Raw genomic sequence first — 25,801 nt, 5'->3', positions numbered from 1 at the left:
TGTATTCAGATCAGAATAACAGCTGGTTGTTCTGCAGCAGCTCAGCCAGTGTCGTGTTGGTATTTTTCAGTGTCAGCAGATCCGCTGAACTGTAATTTGCTCCTGTGCCGTCACGGTCAATACTGATCACAGTATCTGTGCCGTTATAAGCCACTTTCACATAATTACCGATATTACCCGCATTGACGCCTGTCTGATCAGACAGCAGACCCTTGATATCAATCACATCACCCGATGCATTGCTCAGACCTTTGGTAAAGTCCGTCCAGGTGTCGTGACCGTTACCGCCGGTCGCATCCGCTACTGTGTTCTTCAACAGGTTGAAGATCACTGTGTCATGTCCGCCTGAAGTCGTAATCGTTTCATTACCGCCTCGGCTGATCAGAAGATCATCACCCGATGTACCTGTCAGCGTTGTGGCAGTATCGGTGGAGTTCATGATCACACCTGTTGACTCGATATTGATCGACAGACTTGATGTATCCGTGCTGTTTCCGTCAACAGTCGTCAGCTTATAGTTAAACACTTCTGTTTTACCCAAGTTGTAGATACTGTTGGTCGGATCATAGGTGTAACCACCATCTGCATTGATCACCAGTTTGCCGTATTTACCGTTGATGGTCACAGCACCTGTCACATCCTGGTAAGCACCCTGATCAAGCGCAATCGACAGCTTCGAGGTCGAAGCATCTTTCGCACCGGTATCATTGGCTCTTACGTTACCCGATACAACATAGGTCGTCGATGTGTCGGCAACGTTATAACCGCCAACTGCATAGGACTTGAGGTCAATGTTGTTGATGGCAAACGTTGAACTGTCAAACGTTGGTTTGTACGCACCCGTATTGTAGGTTTCGATACGGACACGGTAAGTACCGTCTGCAGCACCTGCCATGAAGCTCAGGCTGCTTGCTCCATCAGCTTTGATCACAGCTGAAGACGAAACTGCTGTCCAGCTCGAACCGTTCTGCTGCTCAATGATGATCTTCATGGAGTAATCAGTTTTGTTACTGCCAAAGAACTCTGTCTGATTCGCAGGAACATCCACATTAAAGTTCATCGTCACTGCTGACTTAGCCTTAATGGTAAATGTTGTACTGGTGTTGTCAGAACTTGAGGTACTCGATACACCGTTGTAGTTGATCACGTTGTCAGAAGCCAGGAAGCCGCTTTCTTTCACAACAGTCGATACAGTCGGGTTGCTCGTACTGAGGATCGAACGGGTCGTGTTGGTATCGTTGTTCGTATCCACATTCAGCTTGGCATCAGCTGCCGGGTTACTGTCATCAAATACATAACCTGAACCGTTTGAGTTGATCCGGATGTTCAGCTGCGCAGTTGATTTATTACCATACTGATCTGTGATCTGATAGGTGAAGTTATCCACCTTACCGATTGCTCCAGCCTTGGTGTAATCACGCACATACTTATAACCGCCACCTGCATAGATGGTCAGGGTTCCGAACTCACCTGTCAGTACAGTCGGTTTCAGACCGGCAGTTGAGGCATCACCTGCAACCAGTGGGTCATTCGAAACCGCTTTGGTTCCACCTGCACCAGTGACAGAAGTTACAGTCACTGTGCCGGTATGAATATCAGATTTCTCTGTACCCACTTTGGCATTTACGACGTTTCCTGAAATCTCAAGATCACCATAACTTGTGCCTGTTGCCTGCTCTGCGGTTAACACCACACCACCGATGAAGCTTGCACTGAAACCGGTTTTCTGCGTCAGGAACATGTACTTACCGCCGTCCATGGTCACATCTGCAGAACCGCCCATAAATGGTCCGATTTCAAAACCTGCACCCACTTTCTTATCAATCTGATCATAGTTACCGGTCACTTCATTGTATTTGAATACAATCAGATCGACGGTACCGATCCCCAGACCTAATGCAAGTCCACCGAATGAGATTGTCTGAGTCACAAGTGTACCCTGAGGAATTTCAACTTTCAGTGCATCTGTGCTTTCAGCAAGGTCCCCGCGTATGAATACGCCATTCCAGCTGCCCAGTGTAATCGAGGTACCTGTTGTTTCAGCAACAGTTGTCGTTACAGGAGTCGCCAGTGTGATCAGTGTGTTCACATCATTGACAGCCAGCAGTTCCACAACTTTCACATTCTGAGTGTCTTTCTGAGCAGATGCATTTCCAGCAGCATCAACCACACGTGCCTGATAGGTATAGTTACCCACCGCAAGTGTCGCCGGATCAACTGCAGTCCATGATTTGCCATCAGAACCTGTGGTTGCATCTATCCAGTTCACGCCATCTTTCGATACCTGAACCTTCTCACCTGCCAGCAGGGTACGTGAAACTGTACCGTTGATGCTGAGGGTGTTGTCCGTCGTGATGAAATCACCCGCTGTCCCCGTATCATCGCTGACTGATGTGATATCAACCGTGATGTTCGTCGGAGGTGCTGTATCCGGAGCAGTGGCAGTCGCAGGAGCGGATTCGCCACCTGGGTCTTTCGCTGTCACCTTCACTTCTTCACCGTTGGTCAGTGGAGTTGCAAGATTCACTGTGTAGTTGCCGCTTGCATCTGCTGTTGCAGAACCAAGTTTGGTCACGCCATCAGCTGCATAAACAGTCACTGTGGAGCCAGCTTCAGCTGTACCTGTCACTTTGTCACCAGCCGTCTGATCAACTGCTGCTGTCGGTGTTGCAGGTGCGAACAGGTCAGGTGCGGTCGCAGGCGTTGCAGGTGATTCTCCACCGGCATCTTTCGCGGTCACGCTGACTTTCTCACCATCCACAAGTGCAGGATTCACTGGAACTGTGTAGTTACCTGAAGCATCTGCTGTTGCAGAGCCCAGTACATTTCCGGCTGCATCCTTCACGGTCACCACTGAACCAGGTTCAGCTGTTCCCGTCACTTTGTCACCAGCCGTCTGATCTACAGTCGCTGTCGGTGCTGCAGGTGCGAACAGGTCAGGTGCTGTTGCCTCAACCGGAGTTGATTCATTGCCCGCTGCATCTGTTGCAGTCACATCCACTTTCTCACCATCTACAAGAGGTGTATCCAGCGGTGCACTGTAGTTGCCGCTTGCATCCACCACGGCTGAACCGATGGTGTTGCCGTCCTTGTCTTTCACAAGAATGGTTGCGCCAGGTTCACCTGTACCTGTCACTTTGTCACCAGCAGTCTGATCTACAGTTGCTGTCGGTGCATCAGGTGCGGTGGTGTCAGGAGCTGTTGCTTCAACCGGAGTCGATTCATTGCCCGCTGCATCTGTTGCAGTCACATCCACTTTCTCACCGTTGGTCAACGGGGTATCCAGCGGTGCACTGTAGTTGCCGCTTGCATCCACCACGGCTGAACCGATGGTGTTGCCGTCCTTGTCTTTCACAAGAATGGTTGCGCCAGGTTCGCCCGTACCGGTCACTGCTGTGCCGTCCGGTGTCACTGTGGCTGTCGGTGCATCAGGTGCGGTGGTGTCAGGAGCTGTTGCTTCAACCGGAGTCGATTCATTGCCCGCTGCATCTGTTGCAGTCACATCCACTTTCTCACCGTTGGTCAACGGGGTATCCAGCGGTGCACTGTAGTTGCCGCTTGCATCCACCACGGCTGAACCGATGGTGTTGCCGTCCTTGTCTTTCACAAGAATGGTTGCGCCAGGTTCGCCCGTACCGGTCACTGCTGTGCCGTCCGGTGTCACTGTGGCTGTCGGTGCATCAGGTGCGGTGGTGTCAGGAGCTGTTGCTTCAACCGGAGTTGATTCATTGCCCGCTGCATCTGTTGCAGTCACATCCACTTTCTCACCGTTGGTCAACGGGGTATCCAGCGGTGCACTGTAGTTGCCGCTTGCATCCACCACGGCTGAACCGATGGTGTTGCCGTCCTTGTCTTTCACAAGAATGGTTGCGCCAGGTTCGCCCGTACCGGTCACTGCTGTGCCGTCCGGTGTCACTGTGGCTGTCGGTGCATCAGGTGCGGTGGTGTCAGGAGCTGTTGCTTCAACCGGAGTTGATTCATTGCCCGCTGCATCTGTTGCAGTCACATCCACTTTCTCACCGTTGGTCAACGGGGTATCCAGCGGTGCACTGTAGTTGCCGCTTGCATCCACCACGGCTGAACCGATGGTGTTGCCGTCCTTGTCTTTCACAAGAACTGTCGCGCCAGGTTCGCCCGTACCGGTCACTGCTGTGCCGTCCGGTGTCACTGTGGCTGTCGGTGCATCAGGTGCGGTGGTGTCAGGAGCTGTTGCTTCAACCGGAGTTGATTCATTGCCCGCTGCATCTGTTGCAGTCACATCCACTTTCTCACCGTTGGTCAACGGGGTATCCAGCGGTGCACTGTAGTTGCCGCTTGCATCCACCACGGCTGAACCGATGGTGTTGCCGTCCTTGTCTTTCACAAGAACTGTCGCGCCAGGTTCGCCCGTACCGGTCACTGCTGTGCCGTCCGGTGTCACTGTGGCTGTCGGTGCATCAGGTGCGGTGGTGTCAGGAGCTGTTGCTTCAACCGGAGTTGATTCATTGCCCGCTGCATCTGTTGCAGTCACATCCACTTTCTCACCGTTGGTCAACGGGGTATCCAGCGGTGCACTGTAGTTGCCGCTTGCATCCACCACGGCTGAACCGATGGTGTTGCCGTCCTTGTCTTTCACAAGAACTGTCGCGCCAGGTTCGCCCGTACCGGTCACTGCTGTGCCGTCCGGTGTCACTGTGGCTGTCGGTGCATCAGGTGCTGTCAGGTCAGGAGCTGTTGCCTCTGTCGGTAAGGATTCATTACCGGCAGTATCTGTTGCCGTTACATCAACCTTCTCACCATTTTTCAGGGCAGGATTCAGATCTGCTGAGTAGTTACCCGATGCATCTGTAGTTGCAGAACCGATGACATTGCCATCTTTGTCTTTAACTTTAACAAGAGAACCAGGCTCAGCTGTACCCGTGACTTTGGAACCATCGGCATTGAACTGTGCAGTAGGTTCATCAGGTGCATCTGTATCACTGTCGGAGTCAGAATCGCTGTCGCTGTCAGAATCGCTGTCGCTGTCAGAATCAGAGTCGCTGTCAGAGTCAGAATCGCTGTCAGAGTCAGAATCGCTGTCAGAGTCAGAATCGCTGTCAGAGTCGGAATCGCTGTCGGAATCAGAATCGCTGTCAGAGTCGGAATCGCTGTCGGAATCAGAATCGCTGTCGCTATCAGAGTCGCTGTCGCTATCAGAGTCACTGTCGGAATCAGAATCGCTGTCGCTATCAGAATCGCTGTCGGAATCAGAATCGCTGTCAGAGTCTGAATCGCTGTCAGAGTCGGAGTCGCTGTCAGAGTCTGAATCACTGTCAGAGTCAGAATCGCTGTCGGAATCAGAGTCGCTGTCGGAATCAGAATCGCTGTCAGAGTCGGAATCACTGTCAGAGTCAGAATCGCTGTCAGAGTCAGAATCACTGTCAGAGTCAGAATCGCTGTCAGAGTCAGAATCGCTGTCGGAATCAGAATCGCTGTCAGAGTCTGAATCGCTGTCAGAGTCTGAATCACTGTCAGAGTCTGAATCACTGTCAGAGTCAGAATCGCTGTCAGAGTCAGAGTCGCTGTCGCTATCAGAATCGCTGTCAGAGTCGGAATCGCTGTCAGAGTCGGAGTCGCTGTCAGAGTCAGAGTCGCTGTCGCTATCAGAATCGCTGTCAGAGTCTGAGTCGCTGTCAGAATCAGAATCGCTGTCAGAGTCGGAGTCGCTGTCAGAGTCAGAATCGCTGTCAGAGTCAGAATCACTGTCAGAGTCAGAATCGCTGTCAGAGTCAGAGTCGCTGTCAGAGTCAGAATCGCTGTCAGAGTCAGAATCGCTGTCAGAGTCAGAATCACTGTCAGAGTCAGAATCGCTGTCAGAGTCAGAGTCGCTGTCAGAGTCAGAATCGCTGTCAGAGTCAGAATCAGAGTCGCTGTCAGAATCGCTGTCGGAATCAGAATCGCTGTCGCTGTCAGAGTCAGAATCGCTGTCAGAGTCAGAATCGCTGTCGGAGTCGGAGTCGCTGTCAGAGTCTGAGTCGCTGTCAGAGTCAGAATCGCTGTCGGAATCAGAGTCGCTGTCGGAGTCAGAATCGCTGTCGGAATCAGAATCGCTGTCAGAGTCAGAGTCAGAATCGCTGTCAGAGTCTGAATCGCTGTCAGAGTCAGAATCGCTGTCGCTGTCAGAGTCAGAATCGCTGTCAGAGTCTGAGTCGCTGTCAGAGTCTGAGTCGCTGTCGGAATCAGAGTCGCTGTCAGAATCAGAATCGCTGTCGGAATCAGAGTCGCTGTCGGAGTCAGAATCGCTGTCAGAGTCGGAGTCGCTGTCAGAGTCAGAGTCGCTGTCAGAGTCAGAATCGCTGTCAGAGTCAGAATCGCTGTCAGAGTCAGAATCACTGTCAGAGTCAGAATCGCTGTCAGAGTCAGAATCGCTGTCAGAGTCAGAATCAGAGTCGCTGTCAGAATCGCTGTCGGAATCAGAATCGCTGTCGCTGTCAGAGTCAGAATCGCTGTCAGAGTCGGAGTCGCTGTCAGAGTCAGAATCGCTGTCGGAGTCGGAGTCGCTGTCAGAGTCAGAATCGCTGTCGGAATCAGAGTCGCTGTCGGAGTCAGAATCGCTGTCGGAATCAGAATCGCTGTCAGAGTCAGAATCGCTGTCAGAGTCAGAATCGCTGTCAGAGTCAGAATCGCTGTCGCTGTCAGAGTCAGAATCGCTGTCAGAGTCTGAGTCGCTGTCAGAGTCTGAGTCGCTGTCGGAATCAGAGTCGCTGTCAGAATCAGAATCGCTGTCGGAATCAGAGTCGCTGTCGGAGTCAGAATCGCTGTCAGAGTCGGAGTCGCTGTCAGAGTCAGAGTCGCTGTCAGAGTCAGAATCGCTGTCGCTATCAGAATCGCTGTCGGAGTCTGAGTCGCTGTCAGAGTCAGAATCGCTGTCAGAGTCAGAATCGCTGTCGCTGTCAGAGTCAGAATCGCTGTCAGAGTCAGAATCGCTGTCAGAGTCAGAGTCGCTGTCAGAGTCTGAGTCGCTGTCAGAGTCTGAGTCGCTGTCGGAATCAGAGTCGCTGTCAGAGTCTGAATCGCTGTCGCTATCAGAATCGCTGTCAGAGTCAGAATCGCTGTCAGAGTCAGAATCGCTGTCAGAGTCAGAATCGCTGTCAGAGTCAGAATCGCTGTCAGAGTCAGAATCGCTGTCAGAGTCAGAATCGCTGTCAGAGTCAGAGTCGCTGTCGGAATCAGAATCGCTGTCGGAGTCAGAATCGCTGTCGGAATCAGAATCGCTGTCAGAGTCTGAATCGCTGTCGGAATCAGAGTCGCTGTCAGAATCAGAATCGCTGTCGGAATCAGAGTCGCTGTCGGAATCAGAGTCGCTGTCGGAATCAGAGTCGCTGTCAGAGTCAGAATCGCTGTCGGAATCAGAATCACTGTCAGAGTCAGAATCGCTGTCAGAATCAGAGTCGCTGTCGCTGTCAGAATCGCTGTCGGAATCAGAGTCGCTGTCGGAGTCGGAATCGCTGTCAGAATCAGAGTCGCTGTCAGAGTCTGAATCGCTGTCGGAATCAGAATCGCTGTCAGAGTCAGAATCGCTGTCGCTATCAGAGTCGCTGTCAGAGTCAGAATCGCTGTCGCTGTCAGAGTCAGAATCGCTGTCGCTGTCAGAGTCAGAATCGCTGTCGGAATCAGAGTCACTGTCGCTGTCAGAGTCGCTGTCGCTATCAGAATCGCTGTCGCTATCAGAATCGCTGTCAGAGTCTGAGTCGCTGTCGGAATCAGAGTCGCTGTCAGAGTCTGAATCGCTGTCAGAATCAGAATCGCTGTCAGAGTCTGAATCGCTGTCAGAGTCTGAGTCGCTGTCAGAGTCGGAATCGCTATCGGAATCAGAATCGCTGTCAGAGTCAGAATCGCTGTCAGAATCAGAATCGCTGTCAGAGTCAGAATCACTGTCGGAATCAGAGTCGCTGTCAGAGTCAGAATCACTGTCAGAGTCAGAATCACTGTCAGAGTCAGAATCACTGTCAGAGTCTGAATCGCTGTCGCTATCAGAGTCGCTGTCAGAGTCTGAATCGCTGTCAGAGTCAGAATCGCTGTCGGAGTCAGAATCAGAGTCGCTGTCAGAGTCAGAATCGCTGTCAGAGTCTGAGTCGCTGTCAGAGTCTGAGTCGCTGTCAGAGTCTGAGTCGCTGTCGGAATCAGAATCGCTGTCAGAGTCGGAATCGCTGTCAGAATCAGAGTCGCTGTCAGAATCAGAGTCTGAATCGCTGTCAGAGTCAGAATCGCTGTCAGAGTCTGAGTCGCTGTCGGAATCAGAATCGCTGTCAGAGTCGGAATCGCTGTCAGAATCAGAGTCGCTGTCAGAATCAGAGTCGCTGTCAGATTCATCTAAGTCTGGTGCAGTAACATCTACTGATGGTGACACATTACCCGCAGGATCTTTTTGTGTAACTGTAACTTCTTCACCATTGGTTAACGGTGGTTGAATTTCAACAACAAAATTACCGCTTGGATCAACCACAGCAGTACCAATAACATTACCGTTCTTATCTTTAACTTCTACAGTTGCGCCTGGCTCACCCTTACCGGTTACTTCATCACCTTTATCATTGAAGTCAACATCAGTTGGGGCAGCAGGTGCCGTTGTATCTTTAGCAGTTGCTTCTGTTGGTTCAGATTCATTCTCTGCTTTATCTGTTTGTGTAACATCAACTTTTTCACCGTTGGTTAACGGATCATCAAGTTTAACAACAAAGTTACCGCTTGGATCAACTACAGCTGAACCCAGCACATTACCGTCTTTGTCTTTAACTTTTACAATAGCGCCCGGCTCACCCTTACCGGTTACTTGCGTACCGTCTGGAGTGATTGCCACTTCTGTCGGTGCATCAGGTGCTGTTGTATCAGGTGCTGTTGCTTCAGTTGGACCAGATTCATTGCCTGATGGATCTTTCAGTGTTACATCAACTTTTTCGCCATTGGTCAATGGTGGTTTAACATCAACAACAAAGTTACCACTTGGATCAACTGTACCTGTTCCAATTACCTTACCGTCTTTATCCTTAACAATTACTGTAGCCCCAGGCTCACCTTTACCGGTTACCTGATCGCCTTTGTCATTAAATTTGACATCAGTCGGTTTAGCCGGTGGGGTTGTATCCGGAGTTGGAGTGCTGTCACCGTCACCGCCACCACCTGCGGCAGCTGCAATTGCGCCTACACCGCCTGCACCAGCAATCCACGGCAGTAAAATACCTGCCAGATTATCGTGATACAGCAGTGGTTCAATTTCCTGTATAGCCTGATATTTAATTGTTTCAGCGATTGTACCATCTGCATTTGTGAAATTAGCCCAGAACAGTGAACCATCATTTCCTTCAAACACAAGGCTGTTGTCTGGGGTCTGCTCATTGAAGAACCCTTCTACTACAACAACTTCACCGTTCTTTAATGTAATAACAGCGTTATTACCATCACGAGTAATTGAAGCAACATCCTCTTTCGGGATTTTGACTACAATGACTGAATTTTCTGTGACTCCTACATTATTGGAATTAACCTGTTCCAATAATTTATGAGTCTCCTTTGATATCACCGATATTTGCGGCATCTCGAAACCCTCTTTAATTAGAGATTTTTGGTATTTTTATAATGACTTGTGGGTACAATTCATTAGCTTATAGCTTCCCAATTGTGATTTTTATCACACTTTTGTTTTTTTTCACACACTATGTTGAATTGTGTAGTTTATTGTGTGATTTATTTCATTTGTTTAATATAAAATATTTATTGAATATCAATTAATTAAACAATTTAAAAAAAATTCATTTTTTTTGTATCTTAAAAAAACCTAAAAAAAACAAAGAATAGAATCATTATTGATAAAAAAATTCAGACAAATTATATGTAAATTTTTGTTTTTATATGACTTTTATTAAAAAACTCTTTTATTTCCAATTATGTATCAAAATAATATTTTGAGATAATAGCCATACACACATAAGTTTTTTAATAAATTCATCTAAACACTGATCAATGCATCAATTAGATGCACTCCTACAGCTTTTCTGTTTCATTGCTGCAATTCAACATCGTGTATTTTTTCTGCACTTCACGCTTTTCATATCATCAAATAAAAAAGAGGACCCTGGGGTCCTCTTTCTTTTACTGAATTATGTATTCAGATCAGAATAACAGCTGGTTGTTCTGCAGCAGCTCAGCCAGTGTCGTGTTGGTATTTTTCAGTGTCAGCAGATCCGCTGAACTGTAATTTGCTCCTGTGCCGTCACGGTCAATACTGATCACAGTATCTGTGCCGTTATAAGCCACTTTCACATAATTACCGATATTACCCGCATTGACGCCTGTCTGATCAGACAGCAGACCCTTGATATCAATCACATCACCCGATGCATTGCTCAGACCTTTGGTAAAGTCCGTCCAGGTGTCGTGACCGTTACCGCCGGTCGCATCCGCTACTGTGTTCTTCAACAGGTTGAAGATCACTGTGTCATGTCCGCCTGAAGTCGTAATCGTTTCATTACCGCCTCGGCTGATCAGAAGATCATCACCCGATGTACCTGTCAGCGTTGTGGCAGTATCGGTGGAGTTCATGATCACACCTGTTGACTCGATATTGATCGACAGACTTGATGTATCCGTGCTGTTTCCGTCAACAGTCGTCAGCTTATAGTTAAACACTTCTGTTTTACCCAAGTTGTAGATACTGTTGGTCGGATCATAGGTGTAACCACCATCTGCATTGATCACCAGTTTGCCGTATTTACCGTTGATGGTCACAGCACCTGTCACATCCTGGTAAGCACCCTGATCAAGCGCAATCGACAGCTTCGAGGTCGAAGCATCTTTCGCACCGGTATCATTGGCTCTTACGTTACCCGATACAACATAGGTCGTCGATGTGTCGGCAACGTTATAACCGCCAACTGCATAGGACTTGAGGTCAATGTTGTTGATGGCAAACGTTGAACTGTCAAACGTTGGTTTGTACGCACCCGTATTGTAGGTTTCGATACGGACACGGTAAGTACCGTCTGCAGCACCTGCCATGAAGCTCAGGCTGCTTGCTCCATCAGCTTTGATCACAGCTGAAGACGAAACTGCTGTCCAGCTCGAACCGTTCTGCTGCTCAATGATGATCTTCATGGAGTAATCAGTTTTGTTACTGCCAAAGAACTCTGTCTGATTCGCAGGAACATCCACATTAAAGTTCATCGTCACTGCTGACTTAGCCTTAATGGTAAATGTTGTACTGGTGTTGTCAGAACTTGAGGTACTCGATACACCGTTGTAGTTGATCACGTTGTCAGAAGCCAGGAAGCCGCTTTCTTTCACAACAGTCGATACAGTCGGGTTGCTCGTACTGAGGATCGAACGGGTCGTGTTGGTATCGTTGTTCGTATCCACATTCAGCTTGGCATCAGCTGCCGGGTTACTGTCATCAAATACATAACCTGAACCGTTTGAGTTGATCCGGATGTTCAGCTGCGCAGTTGATTTATTACCATACTGATCTGTGATCTGATAGGTGAAGTTATCCACCTTACCGATTGCTCCAGCCTTGGTGTAATCACGCACATACTTATAACCGCCACCTGCATAGATGGTCAGGGTTCCGAACTCACCTGTCAGTACAGTCGGTTTCAGACCGGCAGTTGAGGCATCACCTGCAACCAGTGGGTCATTCGAAACCGCTTTGGTTCCACCTGCACCAGTGACAGAAGTTACAGTCACTGTGCCGGTATGAATATCAGATTTCTCTGTACCCACTTTGGCATTTACGACGTTTCCTGAAATCTCAAGATCACCATAACTTGTGCCTGTTGCCTGCTCTGCGGTTAACACCACACCACCGATGAAGCTTGCACTGAAACCGGTTTTCTGCGTCAGGAACATGTACTTACCGCCGTCCATGGTCACATCTGCAGAACCGCCCATAAATGGTCCGATTTCAAAACCTGCACCCACTTTCTTATCAATCTGATCATAGTTACCGGTCACTTCATTGTATTTGAATACAATCAGATCGACGGTACCGATCCCCAGACCTAATGCAAGTCCACCGAATGAGATTGTCTGAGTCACAAGTGTACCCTGAGGAATTTCAACTTTCAGTGCATCTGTGCTTTCAGCAAGGTCCCCGCGTATGAATACGCCATTCCAGCTGCCCAGTGTAATCGAGGTACCTGTTGTTTCAGCAACAGTTGTCGTTACAGGAGTCGCCAGTGTGATCAGTGTGTTCACATCATTGACAGCCAGCAGTTCCACAACTTTCACATTCTGAGTGTCTTTCTGAGCAGATGCATTTCCAGCAGCATCAACCACACGTGCCTGATAGGTATAGTTACCCACCGCAAGTGTCGCCGGATCAACTGCAGTCCATGATTTGCCATCAGAACCTGTGGTTGCATCTATCCAGTTCACGCCATCTTTCGATACCTGAACCTTCTCACCTGCCAGCAGGGTACGTGAAACTGTACCGTTGATGCTGAGGGTGTTGTCCGTCGTGATGAAATCACCCGCTGTCCCCGTATCATCGCTGACTGATGTGATATCAACCGTGATGTTCGTCGGAGGTGCTGTATCCGGAGCAGTGGCAGTCGCAGGAGCGGATTCGCCACCTGGGTCTTTCGCTGTCACCTTCACTTCTTCACCGTTGGTCAGTGGAGTTGCAAGATTCACTGTGTAGTTGCCGCTTGCATCTGCTGTTGCAGAACCAAGTTTGGTCACGCCATCAGCTGCATAAACAGTCACTGTAGAACCGGCTTCAGCTGTTCCCGTCACTTTGTCACCAGCCGTCTGATCAACTGCTGCTGTCGGTGCTGCAGGTGCAAACAGGTCAGGTGCGGTCGCAGGGGTTGCAGGTGATTCTCCACCGGCATCTTTCGCTGTCACGCTGACTTTCTCACCATCCACAAGTGCAGGATTCACTGGAACTGTGTAGTTACCTGAAGCATCTGCTGTTGCAGAGCCCAGTACATTTCCGGCTGCATCCTTCACGGTCACCACTGAACCAGGTTCAGCTGTTCCCGTCACTTTGTCACCAGCCGTCTGATCAACTGCTGCTGTCGGTGCTGCAGGTGCGAACAGGTCAGGTGCGGTCGCAGGGGTTGCAGGTGATTCTCCACCGGCATCTTTCGCTGTCACGCTGACTTTCTCACCATCCACAAGTGCAGGATTCACTGGAACTGTGTAGTTACCTGAAGCATCTGCTGTTGCAGAGCCCAGTACATTTCCGGCTGCATCCTTCACGGTCACCACTGAACCAGGTTCAGCTGTTCCCGTCACTTTGTCACCAGCCGTCTGATCAACTGCTGCTGTCGGTGCTGCAGGTGCGAACAGGTCAGGTGCGGTCGCAGGGGTTGCAGGTGATTCTCCACCGGCATCTTTCGCTGTCACGCTGACTTTCTCACCATCCACAAGTGCAGGATTCACTGGAACTGTGTAGTTACCTGAAGCATCTGCTGTTGCAGAGCCCAGTACATTTCCGGCTGCATCCTTCACGGTCACCACTGAACCAGGTTCAGCTGTTCCCGTCACTTTGTCACCGGCCGTCTGATCAACTGCTGCTGTCGGTGCATCAGGTGCGGTGGTGTCAGGAGCTGTTGCTTCAACCGGAGTTGATTCATTGCCCACTGCATCTGTTGCAGTCACATCCACTTTCTCACCGTTGGTCAACGGGGTATCCAGCGGTGCACTGTAGTTGCCGCTTGCATCCACCACGGCTGAACCGATGGTGTTGCCGTCCTTGTCTTTCACAAGAATGGTTGCGCCAGGTTCGCCCGTACCGGTCACTGCTGTGCCGTCCGGTGTCACTGTGGCTGTCGGTGCATCAGGTGCGGTGGTGTCAGGAGCTGTTGCTTCAACCGGAGTTGATTCATTGCCCGCTGCATCTGTTGCAGTCACATCCACTTTCTCACCGTTGGTCAACGGGGTATCCAGCGGTGCACTGTAGTTGCCGCTTGCATCCACCACGGCTGAACCGATGGTGTTGCCGTCCTTGTCTTTCACAAGAACTGTCGCGCCAGGTTCGCCCGTACCGGTCACTGCTGTGCCGTCCGGTGTCACTGTGGCTGTCGGTGCATCAGGTGCGGTGGTGTCAGGAGCTGTTGCTTCAACCGGAGTTGATTCATTGCCCACTGCATCTGTTGCAGTCACATCCACTTTCTCACCGTTGGTCAACGGGGTATCCAGCGGTGCACTGTAGTTGCCGCTTGCATCCACCACGGCTGAACCGATGGTGTTGCCGTCCTTGTCTTTCACAAGAATGGTTGCGCCAGGTTCGCCCGTACCGGTCACTGCTGTGCCGTCCGGTGTCACTGTGGCTGTCGGTGCATCAGGTGCGGTGGTGTCAGGAGCTGTTGCTTCAACCGGAGTTGATTCATTGCCCGCTGCATCTGTTGCAGTCACATCCACTTTCTCACCGTTGGTCAACGGGGTATCCAGCGGTGCACTGTAGTTGCCGCTTGCATCCACCACGGCTGAACCGATGGTGTTGCCGTCCTTGTCTTTCACAAGAACTGTCGCGCCAGGTTCGCCCGTACCGGTCACTGCTGTGCCGTCCGGTGTCACTGTGGCTGTCGGTGCATCAGGTGCGGTGGTGTCAGGAGCTGTTGCTTCAACCGGAGTTGATTCATTGCCCGCTGCATCTGTTGCAGTCACATCCACTTTCTCACCGTTGGTCAACGGGGTATCCAGCGGTGCACTGTAGTTGCCGCTTGCATCCACCACGGCTGAACCGATGGTGTTGCCGTCCTTGTCTTTCACAAGAACTGTCGCGCCAGGTTCGCCCGTACCGGTCACTGCTGTGCCGTCCGGTGTCACTGTGGCTGTCGGTGCATCAGGTGCGGTGGTGTCAGGAGCTGTTGCTTCAACCGGAGTTGATTCATTGCCCGCTGCATCTGTTGCAGTCACATCCACTTTCTCACCGTTGGTCAACGGGGTATCCAGCGGTGCACTGTAGTTGCCGCTTGCATCCACCACGGCTGAACCGATGGTGTTGCCGTCCTTGTCTTTCACAAGAATGGTTGCGCCAGGTTCGCCCGTACCGGTCACTGCTGTGCCGTCCGGTGTCACTGTGGCTGTCGGTGCATCAGGTGCGGTGGTGTCAGGAGCTGTTGCTTCAACCGGAGTTGATTCATTGCCCGCTGCATCTGTTGCAGTCACATCCACTTTCTCACCGTTGGTCAACGGGGTATCCAGCGGTGCACTGTAGTTGCCGCTTGCATCCACCACGGCTGAACCGATGGTGTTGCCGTCCTTGTCTTTCACAAGAACTGTCGCGCCAGGTTCGCCCGTACCGGTCACTGCTGTGCCGTCCGGTGTCACTGTGGCTGTCGGTGCATCAGGTGCGGTGGTGTCAGGAGCTGTTGCTTCAACCGGAGTTGATTCATTGCCCACTGCATCTGTTGCAGTCACATCCACTTTCTCACCGTTGGTCAACGGGGTATCCAGCGGTGCACTGTAGTTGCCGCTTGCATCCACCACGGCTGAACCGATGGTGTTGCCGTCCTTGTCTTTCACAAGAACTGTCGCGCCAGGTTCGCCCGTACCGGTCACTGCTGTGCCGTCCGGTGTCACTGTGGCTGTCGGTGCATCAGGTGCGGTGGTGTCAGGAGCTGTTGCTTCAACCGGAGTTGATTCATTGCCCACTGCATCTGTTGCAGTCACATCCACTTTCTCACCGTTGGTCAACGGGGTATCCAGCGGTGCACTGTAGTTGCCGCTTGCATCCACCACGGCTGAACCGATGGTGTTGCCGTCCTTGTCTTTCACAAGAATAGTCGCGCCAGGTTCGCCCGTACCGGTCACTGCTGTGCCGTCCGGTGTCACTGTGGCTGTCGGTGCATCAGGTGCGGTGGTGTCAGGAGCTGTTGCTTCAACCGGAGTTGATTCATTGCCCGCTGCATCTGTTGCAGTCACATCCACTTTCTCACCGTTGGTCAACGGGGTATCCAGCGGTGCACTGTAGTTGCCGCTTGCATCCACCACGGCTGAACCGATGGTGTTGCCGTCCTTGTCTTTCACAAGAATGGTTGCGCCAGGTTCGCCCGTACCGGTCACTGCTGTGCCGTCCGGTGTCACTGTGGCTGTCGGTGCATCAGGTGCGGTGGTGTCAGGAGCTGTTGCTTCAACCGGAGTCGATTCATTGCCCGCTGCATCTGTTGCAGTCACATCCACTTTCTCACCGTTGGTCAACGGGGTATCCAGCGGTGCACTGTAGTTGCCGCTTGCATCCACCACGGCTGAACCGATGGTGTTGCCGTCCTTGTCTTTCACAAGAATAGTCGCGCCAGGTTCGCCCGTACCGGTCACTGCTGTGCCGTCCGGTGTCACTGTGGCTGTCGGTGCATCAGGTGCGGTGGTGTCAGGAGCTGTTGCTTCAACCGGAGTTGATTCATTGCCCGCTGCATCTGTTGCAGTCACATCCACTTTCTCACCGTTGGTCAACGGGGTATCCAGCGGTGCACTGTAGTTGCCGCTTGCATCCACCACGGCTGAACCGATGGTGTTGCCGTCCTTGTCTTTCACAAGAATGGTTGCGCCAGGTTCGCCCGTACCGGTCACTGCTGTGCCGTCCGGTGTCACTGTGGCTGTCGGTGCATCAGGTGCGGTGGTGTCAGGAGCTGTTGCTTCAACCGGAGTTGATTCATTGCCCGCTGCATCTGTTGCAGTCACATCCACTTTCTCACCGTTGGTCAACGGGGTATCCAGCGGTGCACTGTAGTTGCCGCTTGCATCCACCACGGCTGAACCGATGGTGTTGCCGTCCTTGTCTTTCACAAGAATGGTTGCGCCAGGTTCGCCCGTACCGGTCACTGCTGTGCCGTCCGGTGTCACTGTGGCTGTCGGTGCATCAGGTGCGGTGGTGTCAGGAGCTGTTGCTTCAACCGGAGTTGATTCATTGCCCGCTGCATCTGTTGCAGTCACATCCACTTTCTCACCGTTGGTCAACGGGGTATCCAGCGGTGCACTGTAGTTGCCGCTTGCATCCACCACGGCTGAACCGATGGTGTTGCCGTCCTTGTCTTTCACAAGAATAGTCGCGCCAGGTTCGCCCGTACCGGTCACTGCTGTGCCGTCCGGTGTCACTGTGGCTGTCGGTGCATCAGGTGCGGTGGTGTCAGGAGCTGTTGCTTCAACCGGAGTTGATTCATTGCCCGCTGCATCTGTTGCAGTCACATCCACTTTCTCACCGTTGGTCAACGGGGTATCCAGCGGTGCACTGTAGTTGCCGCTTGCATCCACCACGGCTGAACCGATGGTGTTGCCGTCCTTGTCTTTCACAAGAACTGTCGCGCCAGGTTCGCCCGTACCGGTCACTGCTGTGCCGTCCGGTGTCACTGTGGCTGTCGGTGCATCAGGTGCGGTGGTGTCAGGAGCTGTTGCTTCAACCGGAGTTGATTCATTGCCCGCTGCATCTGTTGCAGTCACATCCACTTTCTCACCGTTGGTCAACGGGGTATCCAGCGGTGCACTGTAGTTGCCGCTTGCATCCACCACGGCTGAACCGATGGTGTTGCCGTCCTTGTCTTTCACAAGAATGGTTGCGCCAGGTTCGCCCGTACCGGTCACTGCTGTGCCGTCCGGTGTCACTGTGGCTGTCGGTGCATCAGGTGCGGTGGTGTCAGGAGCTGTTGCTTCAACCGGAGTTGATTCATTGCCCGCTGCATCTGTTGCAGTCACATCCACTTTCTCACCGTTGGTCAACGGGGTATCCAGCGGTGCACTGTAGTTGCCGCTTGCATCCACCACGGCTGAACCGATGGTGTTGCCGTCCTTGTCTTTCACAAGAACTGTCGCGCCAGGTTCGCCCGTACCGGTCACTGCTGTGCCGTCCGGTGTCACTGTGGCTGTCGGTGCATCAGGTGCGGTGGTGTCAGGAGCTGTTGCTTCAACCGGAGTTGATTCATTGCCCGCTGCATCTGTTGCAGTCACATCCACTTTCTCACCGTTGGTCAACGGGGTATCCAGCGGTGCACTGTAGTTGCCGCTTGCATCCACCACGGCTGAACCGATGGTGTTGCCGTCCTTGTCTTTCACAAGAACTGTCGCGCCAGGTTCGCCCGTACCGGTCACTGCTGTGCCGTCCGGTGTCACTGTGGCTGTCGGTGCATCAGGTGCTGTCAGGTCAGGAGCTGTTGCCTCTGTCGGTAAGGATTCATTACCGGCAGTATCTGTTGCCGTTACATCAACCTTCTCACCATTTTTCAGGGCAGGATTCAGATCTGCTGAGTAGTTACCCGATGCATCTGTAGTTGCAGAACCGATGACATTGCCATCTTTGTCTTTAACTTTAACAAGAGAACCAGGCTCAGCTGTACCCGTGACTTTGGAACCATCGGCATTGAACTGTGCAGTAGGTTCATCAGGTGCATCTGTATCACTGTCGGAGTCAGAATCGCTGTCGCTGTCAGAATCGCTGTCGCTGTCAGAATCAGAGTCGCTGTCAGAGTCAGAATCGCTGTCAGAGTCAGAATCGCTGTCAGAGTCAGAATCGCTGTCAGAGTCGGAATCGCTGTCGGAATCAGAATCGCTGTCAGAGTCGGAATCGCTGTCGGAATCAGAATCGCTGTCGCTATCAGAGTCGCTGTCGCTATCAGAGTCACTGTCGGAATCAGAATCGCTGTCGCTATCAGAATCGCTGTCGGAATCAGAATCGCTGTCAGAGTCTGAATCGCTGTCAGAGTCGGAGTCGCTGTCAGAGTCTGAATCACTGTCAGAGTCAGAATCGCTGTCGGAATCAGAGTCGCTGTCGGAATCAGAATCGCTGTCAGAGTCGGAATCACTGTCAGAGTCAGAATCGCTGTCAGAGTCAGAATCACTGTCAGAGTCAGAATCGCTGTCAGAGTCAGAATCGCTGTCGGAATCAGAATCGCTGTCAGAGTCTGAATCGCTGTCAGAGTCTGAATCACTGTCAGAGTCTGAATCACTGTCAGAGTCAGAATCGCTGTCAGAGTCAGAGTCGCTGTCGCTATCAGAATCGCTGTCAGAGTCGGAATCGCTGTCAGAGTCGGAGTCGCTGTCAGAGTCAGAGTCGCTGTCGCTATCAGAATCGCTGTCAGAGTCTGAGTCGCTGTCAGAATCAGAATCGCTGTCAGAGTCGGAGTCGCTGTCAGAGTCAGAATCGCTGTCAGAGTCAGAATCACTGTCAGAGTCAGAATCGCTGTCAGAGTCAGAGTCGCTGTCAGAGTCAGAATCGCTGTCAGAGTCAGAATCGCTGTCAGAGTCAGAATCACTGTCAGAGTCAGAATCGCTGTCAGAGTCAGAGTCGCTGTCAGAGTCAGAATCGCTGTCAGAGTCAGAATCAGAGTCGCTGTCAGAATCGCTGTCGGAATCAGAATCGCTGTCGCTGTCAGAGTCAGAATCGCTGTCAGAGTCAGAATCGCTGTCGGAGTCGGAGTCGCTGTCAGAGTCTGAGTCGCTGTCAGAGTCAGAATCGCTGTCGGAATCAGAGTCGCTGTCGGAGTCAGAATCGCTGTCGGAATCAGAATCGCTGTCAGAGTCAGAATCGCTGTCAGAGTCAGAATCGCTGTCAGAGTCAGAATCGCTGTCGCTGTCAGAGTCAGAATCGCTGTCAGAGTCTGAGTCGCTGTCAGAGTCTGAGTCGCTGTCGGAATCAGAGTCGCTGTCAGAATCAGAATCGCTGTCGGAATCAGAGTCGCTGTCGGAGTCAGAATCGCTGTCAGAGTCGGAGTCGCTGTCAGAGTCAGAGTCGCTGTCAGAGTCAGAATCGCTGTCGCTATCAGAATCGCTGTCGGAGTCTGAGTCGCTGTCAGAGTCAGAATCGCTGTCAGAGTCAGAATCGCTGTCGCTGTCAGAGTCAGAATCGCTGTCAGAGTCAGAATCGCTGTCAGAGTCAGAGTCGCTGTCAGAGTCTGAGTCGCTGTCAGAGTCTGAGTCGCTGTCGGAATCAGAGTCGCTGTCAGAATCAGAATCGCTGTCAGAATCAGAATCGCTGTCGGAATCAGAGTCGCTGTCGGAGTCAGAATCGCTGTCAGAGTCGGAGTCGCTGTCAGAGTCAGAGTCGCTGTCAGAGTCAGAATCGCTGTCGGAATCAGAGTCGCTGTCGCTGTCAGAATCGCTGTCGGAGTCTGAGTCGCTGTCAGAGTCAGAATCGCTGTCAGAGTCAGAATCGCTGTCAGAGTCAGAATCGCTGTCAGAGTCAGAATCACTGTCAGAGTCAGAATCGCTGTCAGAGTCAGAGTCGCTGTCAGAGTCAGAATCGCTGTCAGAGTCAGAATCAGAGTCGCTGTCAGAATCGCTGTCGGAATCAGAATCGCTGTCGCTGTCAGAGTCAGAATCGCTGTCAGAGTCGGAGTCGCTGTCAGAGTCAGAATCGCTGTCAGAGTCAGAATCGCTGTCAGAGTCAGAGTCGCTGTCGGAATCAGAATCGCTGTCGCTGTCAGAGTCAGAATCGCTGTCAGAGTCGGAGTCGCTGTCAGAGTCAGAATCGCTGTCAGAGTCAGAGTCGCTGTCGGAATCAGAATCGCTGTCGGAGTCAGAATCGCTGTCGCTATCAGAATCGCTGTCAGAGTCTGAATCGCTGTCGGAATCAGAATCGCTGTCAGAGTCTGAATCACTGTCAGAATCAGAGTCGCTGTCAGAGTCTGAATCACTGTCGGAATCAGAGTCGCTGTCAGAGTCAGAATCGCTGTCGGAATCAGAGTCGCTGTCAGAGTCAGAATCGCTGTCGGAATCAGAGTCGCTGTCAGAGTCAGAATCGCTGTCAGAGTCAGAATCGCTGTCAGAATCGCTGTCAGAGTCAGAATCGCTGTCAGAGTCAGAATCACTGTCAGAGTCAGAATCGCTGTCGCTGTCTGAATCGCTGTCAGAGTCTGAGTCGCTGTCAGAGTCTGAATCGCTGTCGGAATCAGAGTCGCTGTCGCTGTCAGAATCGCTGTCGGAATCAGAATCGCTGTCAGAGTCTGAATCGCTGTCAGAGTCTGAATCGCTGTCTGAGTCTGAATCGCTGTCAGAGTCTGAATCGCTGTCAGAATCAGAGTCGCTGTCAGAGTCAGAATCACTGTCGGAATCAGAGTCAGAATCGCTGTCTGAGTCAGAATCGCTGTCGCTGTCAGAGTCAGAATCAGAGTCGCTGTCAGAGTCAGAATCGCTGTCAGAATCAGAGTCGCTGTCAGAGTCTGAATCACTGTCGGAATCAGAGTCAGAATCGCTGTCTGAGTCAGAATCGCTGTCGCTGTCAGAGTCAGAATCAGAGTCGCTGTCGGAATCAGAGTCGCTGTCAGAGTCTGAGTCGCTGTCAGAGTCTGAGTCGCTGTCGGAATCAGAGTCGCTGTCGGAATCAGAGTCGCTGTCGCTGTCAGAATCGCTGTCGGAATCAGAATCGCTGTCAGAGTCTGAGTCGCTGTCAGAGTCTGAGTCGCTGTCAGAGTCTGAATCGCTGTCAGAGTCTGAATCGCTGTCAGAGTCTGAATCGCTGTCAGAGTCGCTGTCAGAGTCAGAATCGCTGTCAGAGTCTGAATCGCTGTCTGAGTCTGAATCGCTGTCGGAATCAGAGTCGCTGTCAGAGTCTGAATCGCTGTCAGAATCAGAGTCGCTGTCAGAGTCAGAATCACTGTCGGAATCAGAGTCACTGTCAGAGTCAGAATCGCTGTCTGAGTCAGAATCGCTGTCGCTGTCAGAGTCAGAATCAGAGTCGCTGTCAGAGTCAGAATCGCTGTCGGAATCAGAATCGCTGTCAGAGTCTGAATCACTGTCGGAATCAGAGTCGCTGTCGGAATCAGAGTCGCTGTCAGAGTCTGAGTCGCTGTCAGAGTCTGAGTCGCTGTCGGAATCAGAGTCGCTGTCGCTGTCTGAATCGCTGTCGGAGTCAGAATCGCTGTCAGAGTCAGAATCGCTGTCTGAGTCTGAATCGCTGTCAGAGTCTGAATCGCTGTCGGAATCAGAGTCACTGTCGGAATCAGAATCGCTGTCGCTGTCAGAGTCAGAGTCAGAATCACTGTCAGAGTCAGAATCGCTGTCAGAGTCGCTGTCAGAGTCTGAATCAGAGTCGCTGTCGCTGTCAGAGTCAGAATCGCTGTCGGAATCAGAGTCACTGTCGGAATCAGAGTCACTGTCGGAATCAGAGTCACTGTCGGAATCAGAGTCACTGTCGGAGTCTGAATCGCTGTCGGAATCAGAATCGCTGTCGGAATCAGAGTCGCTGTCAGAGTCTGAGTCGCTGTCGGAATCAGAGTCGCTGTCAGAGTCAGAATCAGAATCAGAATCGCTGTCAGAGTCAGAATCGCTGTCAGAGTCAGAATCGCTGTCAGAGTCAGAATCGCTGTCACTATCGGAGTCAGTTTCCGGCTTACGATCATCATCGTCATTATTTGCAGCAGCTGCAATAATGCCTACACCACCCGCACCCGCAACCCAAGGCAATAAAATGCCTGCCAGATTATCGTGATACAGTAGTGGTTCAATTTCTTCTATAGCCTGGTATTTTATTGTTTCAGCTATTGTGCCATCGGCATTTGTGAAGTTGGCCCAAAACAATGAGCCATCATCACCTTCAAACACGAGACTGTTGTCCGGGGTCTGTTCACTGAAGAACCCTTCTACTACAACAACTTCGCCATTTTTCAAGGTAATAATTGCATTATTACCATCACGTGTGATTGAAGCAACATCCTCTTTCGGGATTTTGACTACAATGACCGAGTTTTCTGTCACACCCACCTTATCTGCATTGACCTGCGATAATAACTGATGCGTTTCTTTTGATATAACCGATATCTGCGGCATACGGCACGCCCTCTTATCTTTAAGATTTTGGCATTTTTTGTAATGATTTGTATCTACAATTCATTAAATAAAGCTCTGAATCGTGACTTTTATCACACTTTTTAATCTTTATGTTTAATAAAACACGACAGAAAGAGAGGGGCTCTTTGAAATTTCAGCCTAATCGGTAAATATCCACTGAATAACATCAACTTATTTTCAGCAATTCTTAAATTTTTTTTTGTAACCATCCTCCTGTTATATATTTGATTTTTTCACAATTATTTCATAAAAATGACAAAGGGGCTTTTTTGCCCCCTTTTTAATACATTCAGCCCAAAATCAGAAACTTTGGGGGTTTTCGAAGCTCTTGACTTGCTGAACTTTTTCAGGATCGTGCAGTACCGCGACCCCATCTTCTGTCTTTTTATCTATCAGTAACTCAGGTTTGTAGACTGTAATCGTCTCATTACCATTGACATCTTCACCCACAATATACTGATAACCCTTTCGGTTCATCCTGTGACATAAACGCTGATACCATCCTTTAAATCCTTCCTTTTCTTCATTTGGATTGTAATAAAAAGCATTCATCACCGCTGGCAGTCCAAGCCCACAGACCACGCCGGATAAAAGCACACTGATAAATGTATAACCGATCAGGATACTGCTGTACTGACTCAACTGAGGAATATTCGCGACAGCCAGAATCAGCGCCAAAGAAATACCTCCCCGAACGCCGCCCCAGGACAGTATGGTCAGACTGCCATTATAACTTTTGTGTCTGAAACTTGGAAAAAATGAAAAAGACAGATAATTTGCCGCAAATCTTGAAGCATGCAGAATCACAAATGCAACCATGCCCCCAAGAATAAGACTGATACTTAAATCCAGAATAAACAGCTCAAGCCCGATCAGGGTAAACAGAAAAGAATTGATAATCCCCTCAACAGTATGCCAGAAGTGATTCACCTCTCTGATTTCACGTTCCTGTAAAATCTCTTTCCATTTATTACCGACAATCAGTCCACCAATTACACAGGCAATTGGAGCAGAAGCATGAGCGAACAGTGCAACCAGATAAGAACCACAGGCAAGTAAAGCCGTCGTCAGAATCAGCGATTCCATCTCATGTTTACCGCGAAGTATACGCAGAATACCCAGACCAAATGCCCAGCCAATAATCACAGCCACGACAATTTCGTAAAGTAAGGTTTCCAGCGTCCCAATCAGAGAAAAATGCTCACCCTGCAGTACATTCAGTAAAGTCATGAACACGGCGATACACATTGCATCATTAAACAGAGATTCACCTTCCAGTTTTACAATCAGATGATGCGGTGCTCTGACAGAACTTAAAACCCCTTTAATACCAATCGGATCAGTTGCACCCAGTGCAGCCCCTAACAGTAAAAGCACGAGCAGATCCACCTGCTGACCGATCAGGAACTGATAGCCATACAGCGTCACACCAAAAAATACTGCACACAGTACAAGCGCAATACTGGCAAGAATACTGATCGGCTTCCAGTGATACTTTAAATCTGAGACTTTAAATTTCAGCGCAGAAGATGTCAGGATAAAACAGATCACACCATTGATCAGGAAGTCATAAAAATCAATATGCCGGACTGCTTCTTCAATATTATGAATATTGATGGTAATAAACTGATTACCACTTAAAAGGCTGGCACCCCACTGAAGTAAAAATACGAAAACTGCTGAAACAAGCGGAACGCCGATTGCCTGAGGAAAGCCCAGTATCCGTTTATTAAAAATTGTTGTTGCAATGGATAAGGCAAAAATGACCGTCAGCACTTGCAGAAAAAAATAATTTCCCATGAAACTTCCTGGTGTTCGTTTAAACATGGAATAAATGCAGATATATGAACTATTTGATTAGAAATAAAAACAGGGAAAGCATTTATCTTCTCAGTAAACTTTCAGCATACGGATTCTCTTGATCTGACAATACAGAGCAAAGAAAATGCAGAAAGTCAGATAATTCTAAACTTATTTAATTTAAGTCCCTATAAAAAATAATTTTTCTTAACATAAAAATTGCCTGGAAATAAAAATAATCCTGTATCACTCAAAACTCACATCAAAAAAAAGGAGCCTTGAAAGACTCCTGACGAATAAGAACAGCTGTATTGCTTCAGATTGCGTTATTAAAAGTATCACAATCGTTAATGTTGCCTGAGTTCAACCCCAGACTGAACCATTTCATACGCTGCTGACTAGAACCATGCGTGAAACTGTCCGGTACGACCTGCCCTGTGGCTCTTTTCTGTAAATAGTCATCACCGATTTTATGGGCAGCATCCATTGCTTCCTCGATGTCCCCTTTTTCAAGAAACTGTGTCCGCTGCTGCGTGTGGTTTGCCCAGATACCTGCCAGACAGTCGGCCTGTAATTCCTGACGGACTGACAGCTGATTACCCTCAGTCTGACTCGACTGCGAACGTGCTTTATGAACCTGATCAGAAATTCCAAGTAAGGTCTGAATATGATGACCCACTTCATGTGCAATCACATAAGCCTGAGCAAAGTCTCCTGCCTGATCCTCACGGGTCAGCTCAGTCTGGTTCTGTTCTCCAGAAATCCCCATCTGTTGACGCATATCTTTAAAAAATGCGGTATCAATATAAACTTTTCTGTCAGCAGGACAGTAAAACGGTCCCATTGCAGACTGCGCAGTTCCACAACCTGAATTGACCACTCCGCTGAACATCACAAGTTTGGGTGGCTGATACTGAGTATTCAGCTGTTCCTGAAAAACTTTATTCCAGGTATCTTCTGTATCGCCCAGTACAGTTCCTACAAACTCCATCGCTTCCTGCTGTTCAGGCGTTGGATTATCCAGACCTGATGTTTCCGCAGACTGAGTATGCGATGTCACCTGTTTGGTAGCCTGATACGCCTGCTGCGGATCGACACCAAAAAACTTCCACGCCACAAAAGCAACCACTATCCCCAGAATACTGATACCACCTGCTTTTGCACCACCACCGCCACCACGGCGGTCTTCCACATTCGCACTGACGCGACGTCCTTTCCAACGCATAGTGATGTTCCTTCAGTTTTTATATTTACATTAATCAATCTG

The 25,801-nt window shown here is 50.3% G+C and carries 4 protein-coding genes; all 4 read right to left on the bottom strand.

All coding sequences use genetic code 11. From position 1 onward, the window contains the following. Window positions 1–10: 10 nt before the first annotated feature. A complete protein-coding gene (locus CDG61_RS17755; RefSeq protein WP_322887959.1) occupies window positions 11–9,511 on the bottom strand; it encodes an Ig-like domain-containing protein in 9,501 nt (3,166 codons plus the stop codon). A gap of 617 nt (window positions 9,512–10,128) precedes the next feature. Next, a complete protein-coding gene (locus CDG61_RS05205) occupies window positions 10,129–22,713 on the bottom strand; it encodes an Ig-like domain-containing protein (protein ID WP_118998479.1) in 12,585 nt (4,194 codons plus the stop codon). Window positions 22,714–23,034: 321 nt separating this feature from the next. Further along, the gene (locus tag CDG61_RS05200) at window positions 23,035–24,534 is read right to left on the bottom strand and encodes a cation:proton antiporter (protein ID WP_087551159.1); all 1,500 of its coding nucleotides are present in this window, start codon (window positions 24,532–24,534) and stop codon (window positions 23,035–23,037) included. 316 nt (window positions 24,535–24,850) lie between these two features. Beyond that, entirely contained in the window at window positions 24,851–25,759 is a 909-nt protein-coding gene (locus CDG61_RS05195; RefSeq protein ID WP_087551160.1) for a neutral zinc metallopeptidase, read from the bottom strand. Window positions 25,760–25,801: the final 42 nt, after the last annotated feature.

It is taken from the genome of Acinetobacter sp. WCHAc010052 (genome assembly GCF_002165295.2).
Taxonomy (GTDB): domain Bacteria; phylum Pseudomonadota; class Gammaproteobacteria; order Pseudomonadales; family Moraxellaceae; genus Acinetobacter; species Acinetobacter chinensis.
Note: the sequence above shows the minus strand (reverse complement) of the source record. Positions and strands in the feature narration are given on the sequence as shown.

Bases quoted from the DNA above. Each gene is read 5' to 3' on its own strand.
- CDG61_RS05205 (WP_118998479.1), bottom strand. From the start codon at position 22,713: ATGCCGCAGATATCGGTTATATCAAAAGAAACGCATCAGTTATTATCG.
- CDG61_RS05200 (WP_087551159.1), bottom strand. From the start codon at position 24,534: ATGGGAAATTATTTTTTTCTGCAAGTGCTGACGGTCATTTTTGCCTTA.
- CDG61_RS05195 (WP_087551160.1), bottom strand. From the start codon at position 25,759: ATGCGTTGGAAAGGACGTCGCGTCAGTGCGAATGTGGAAGACCGCCGT.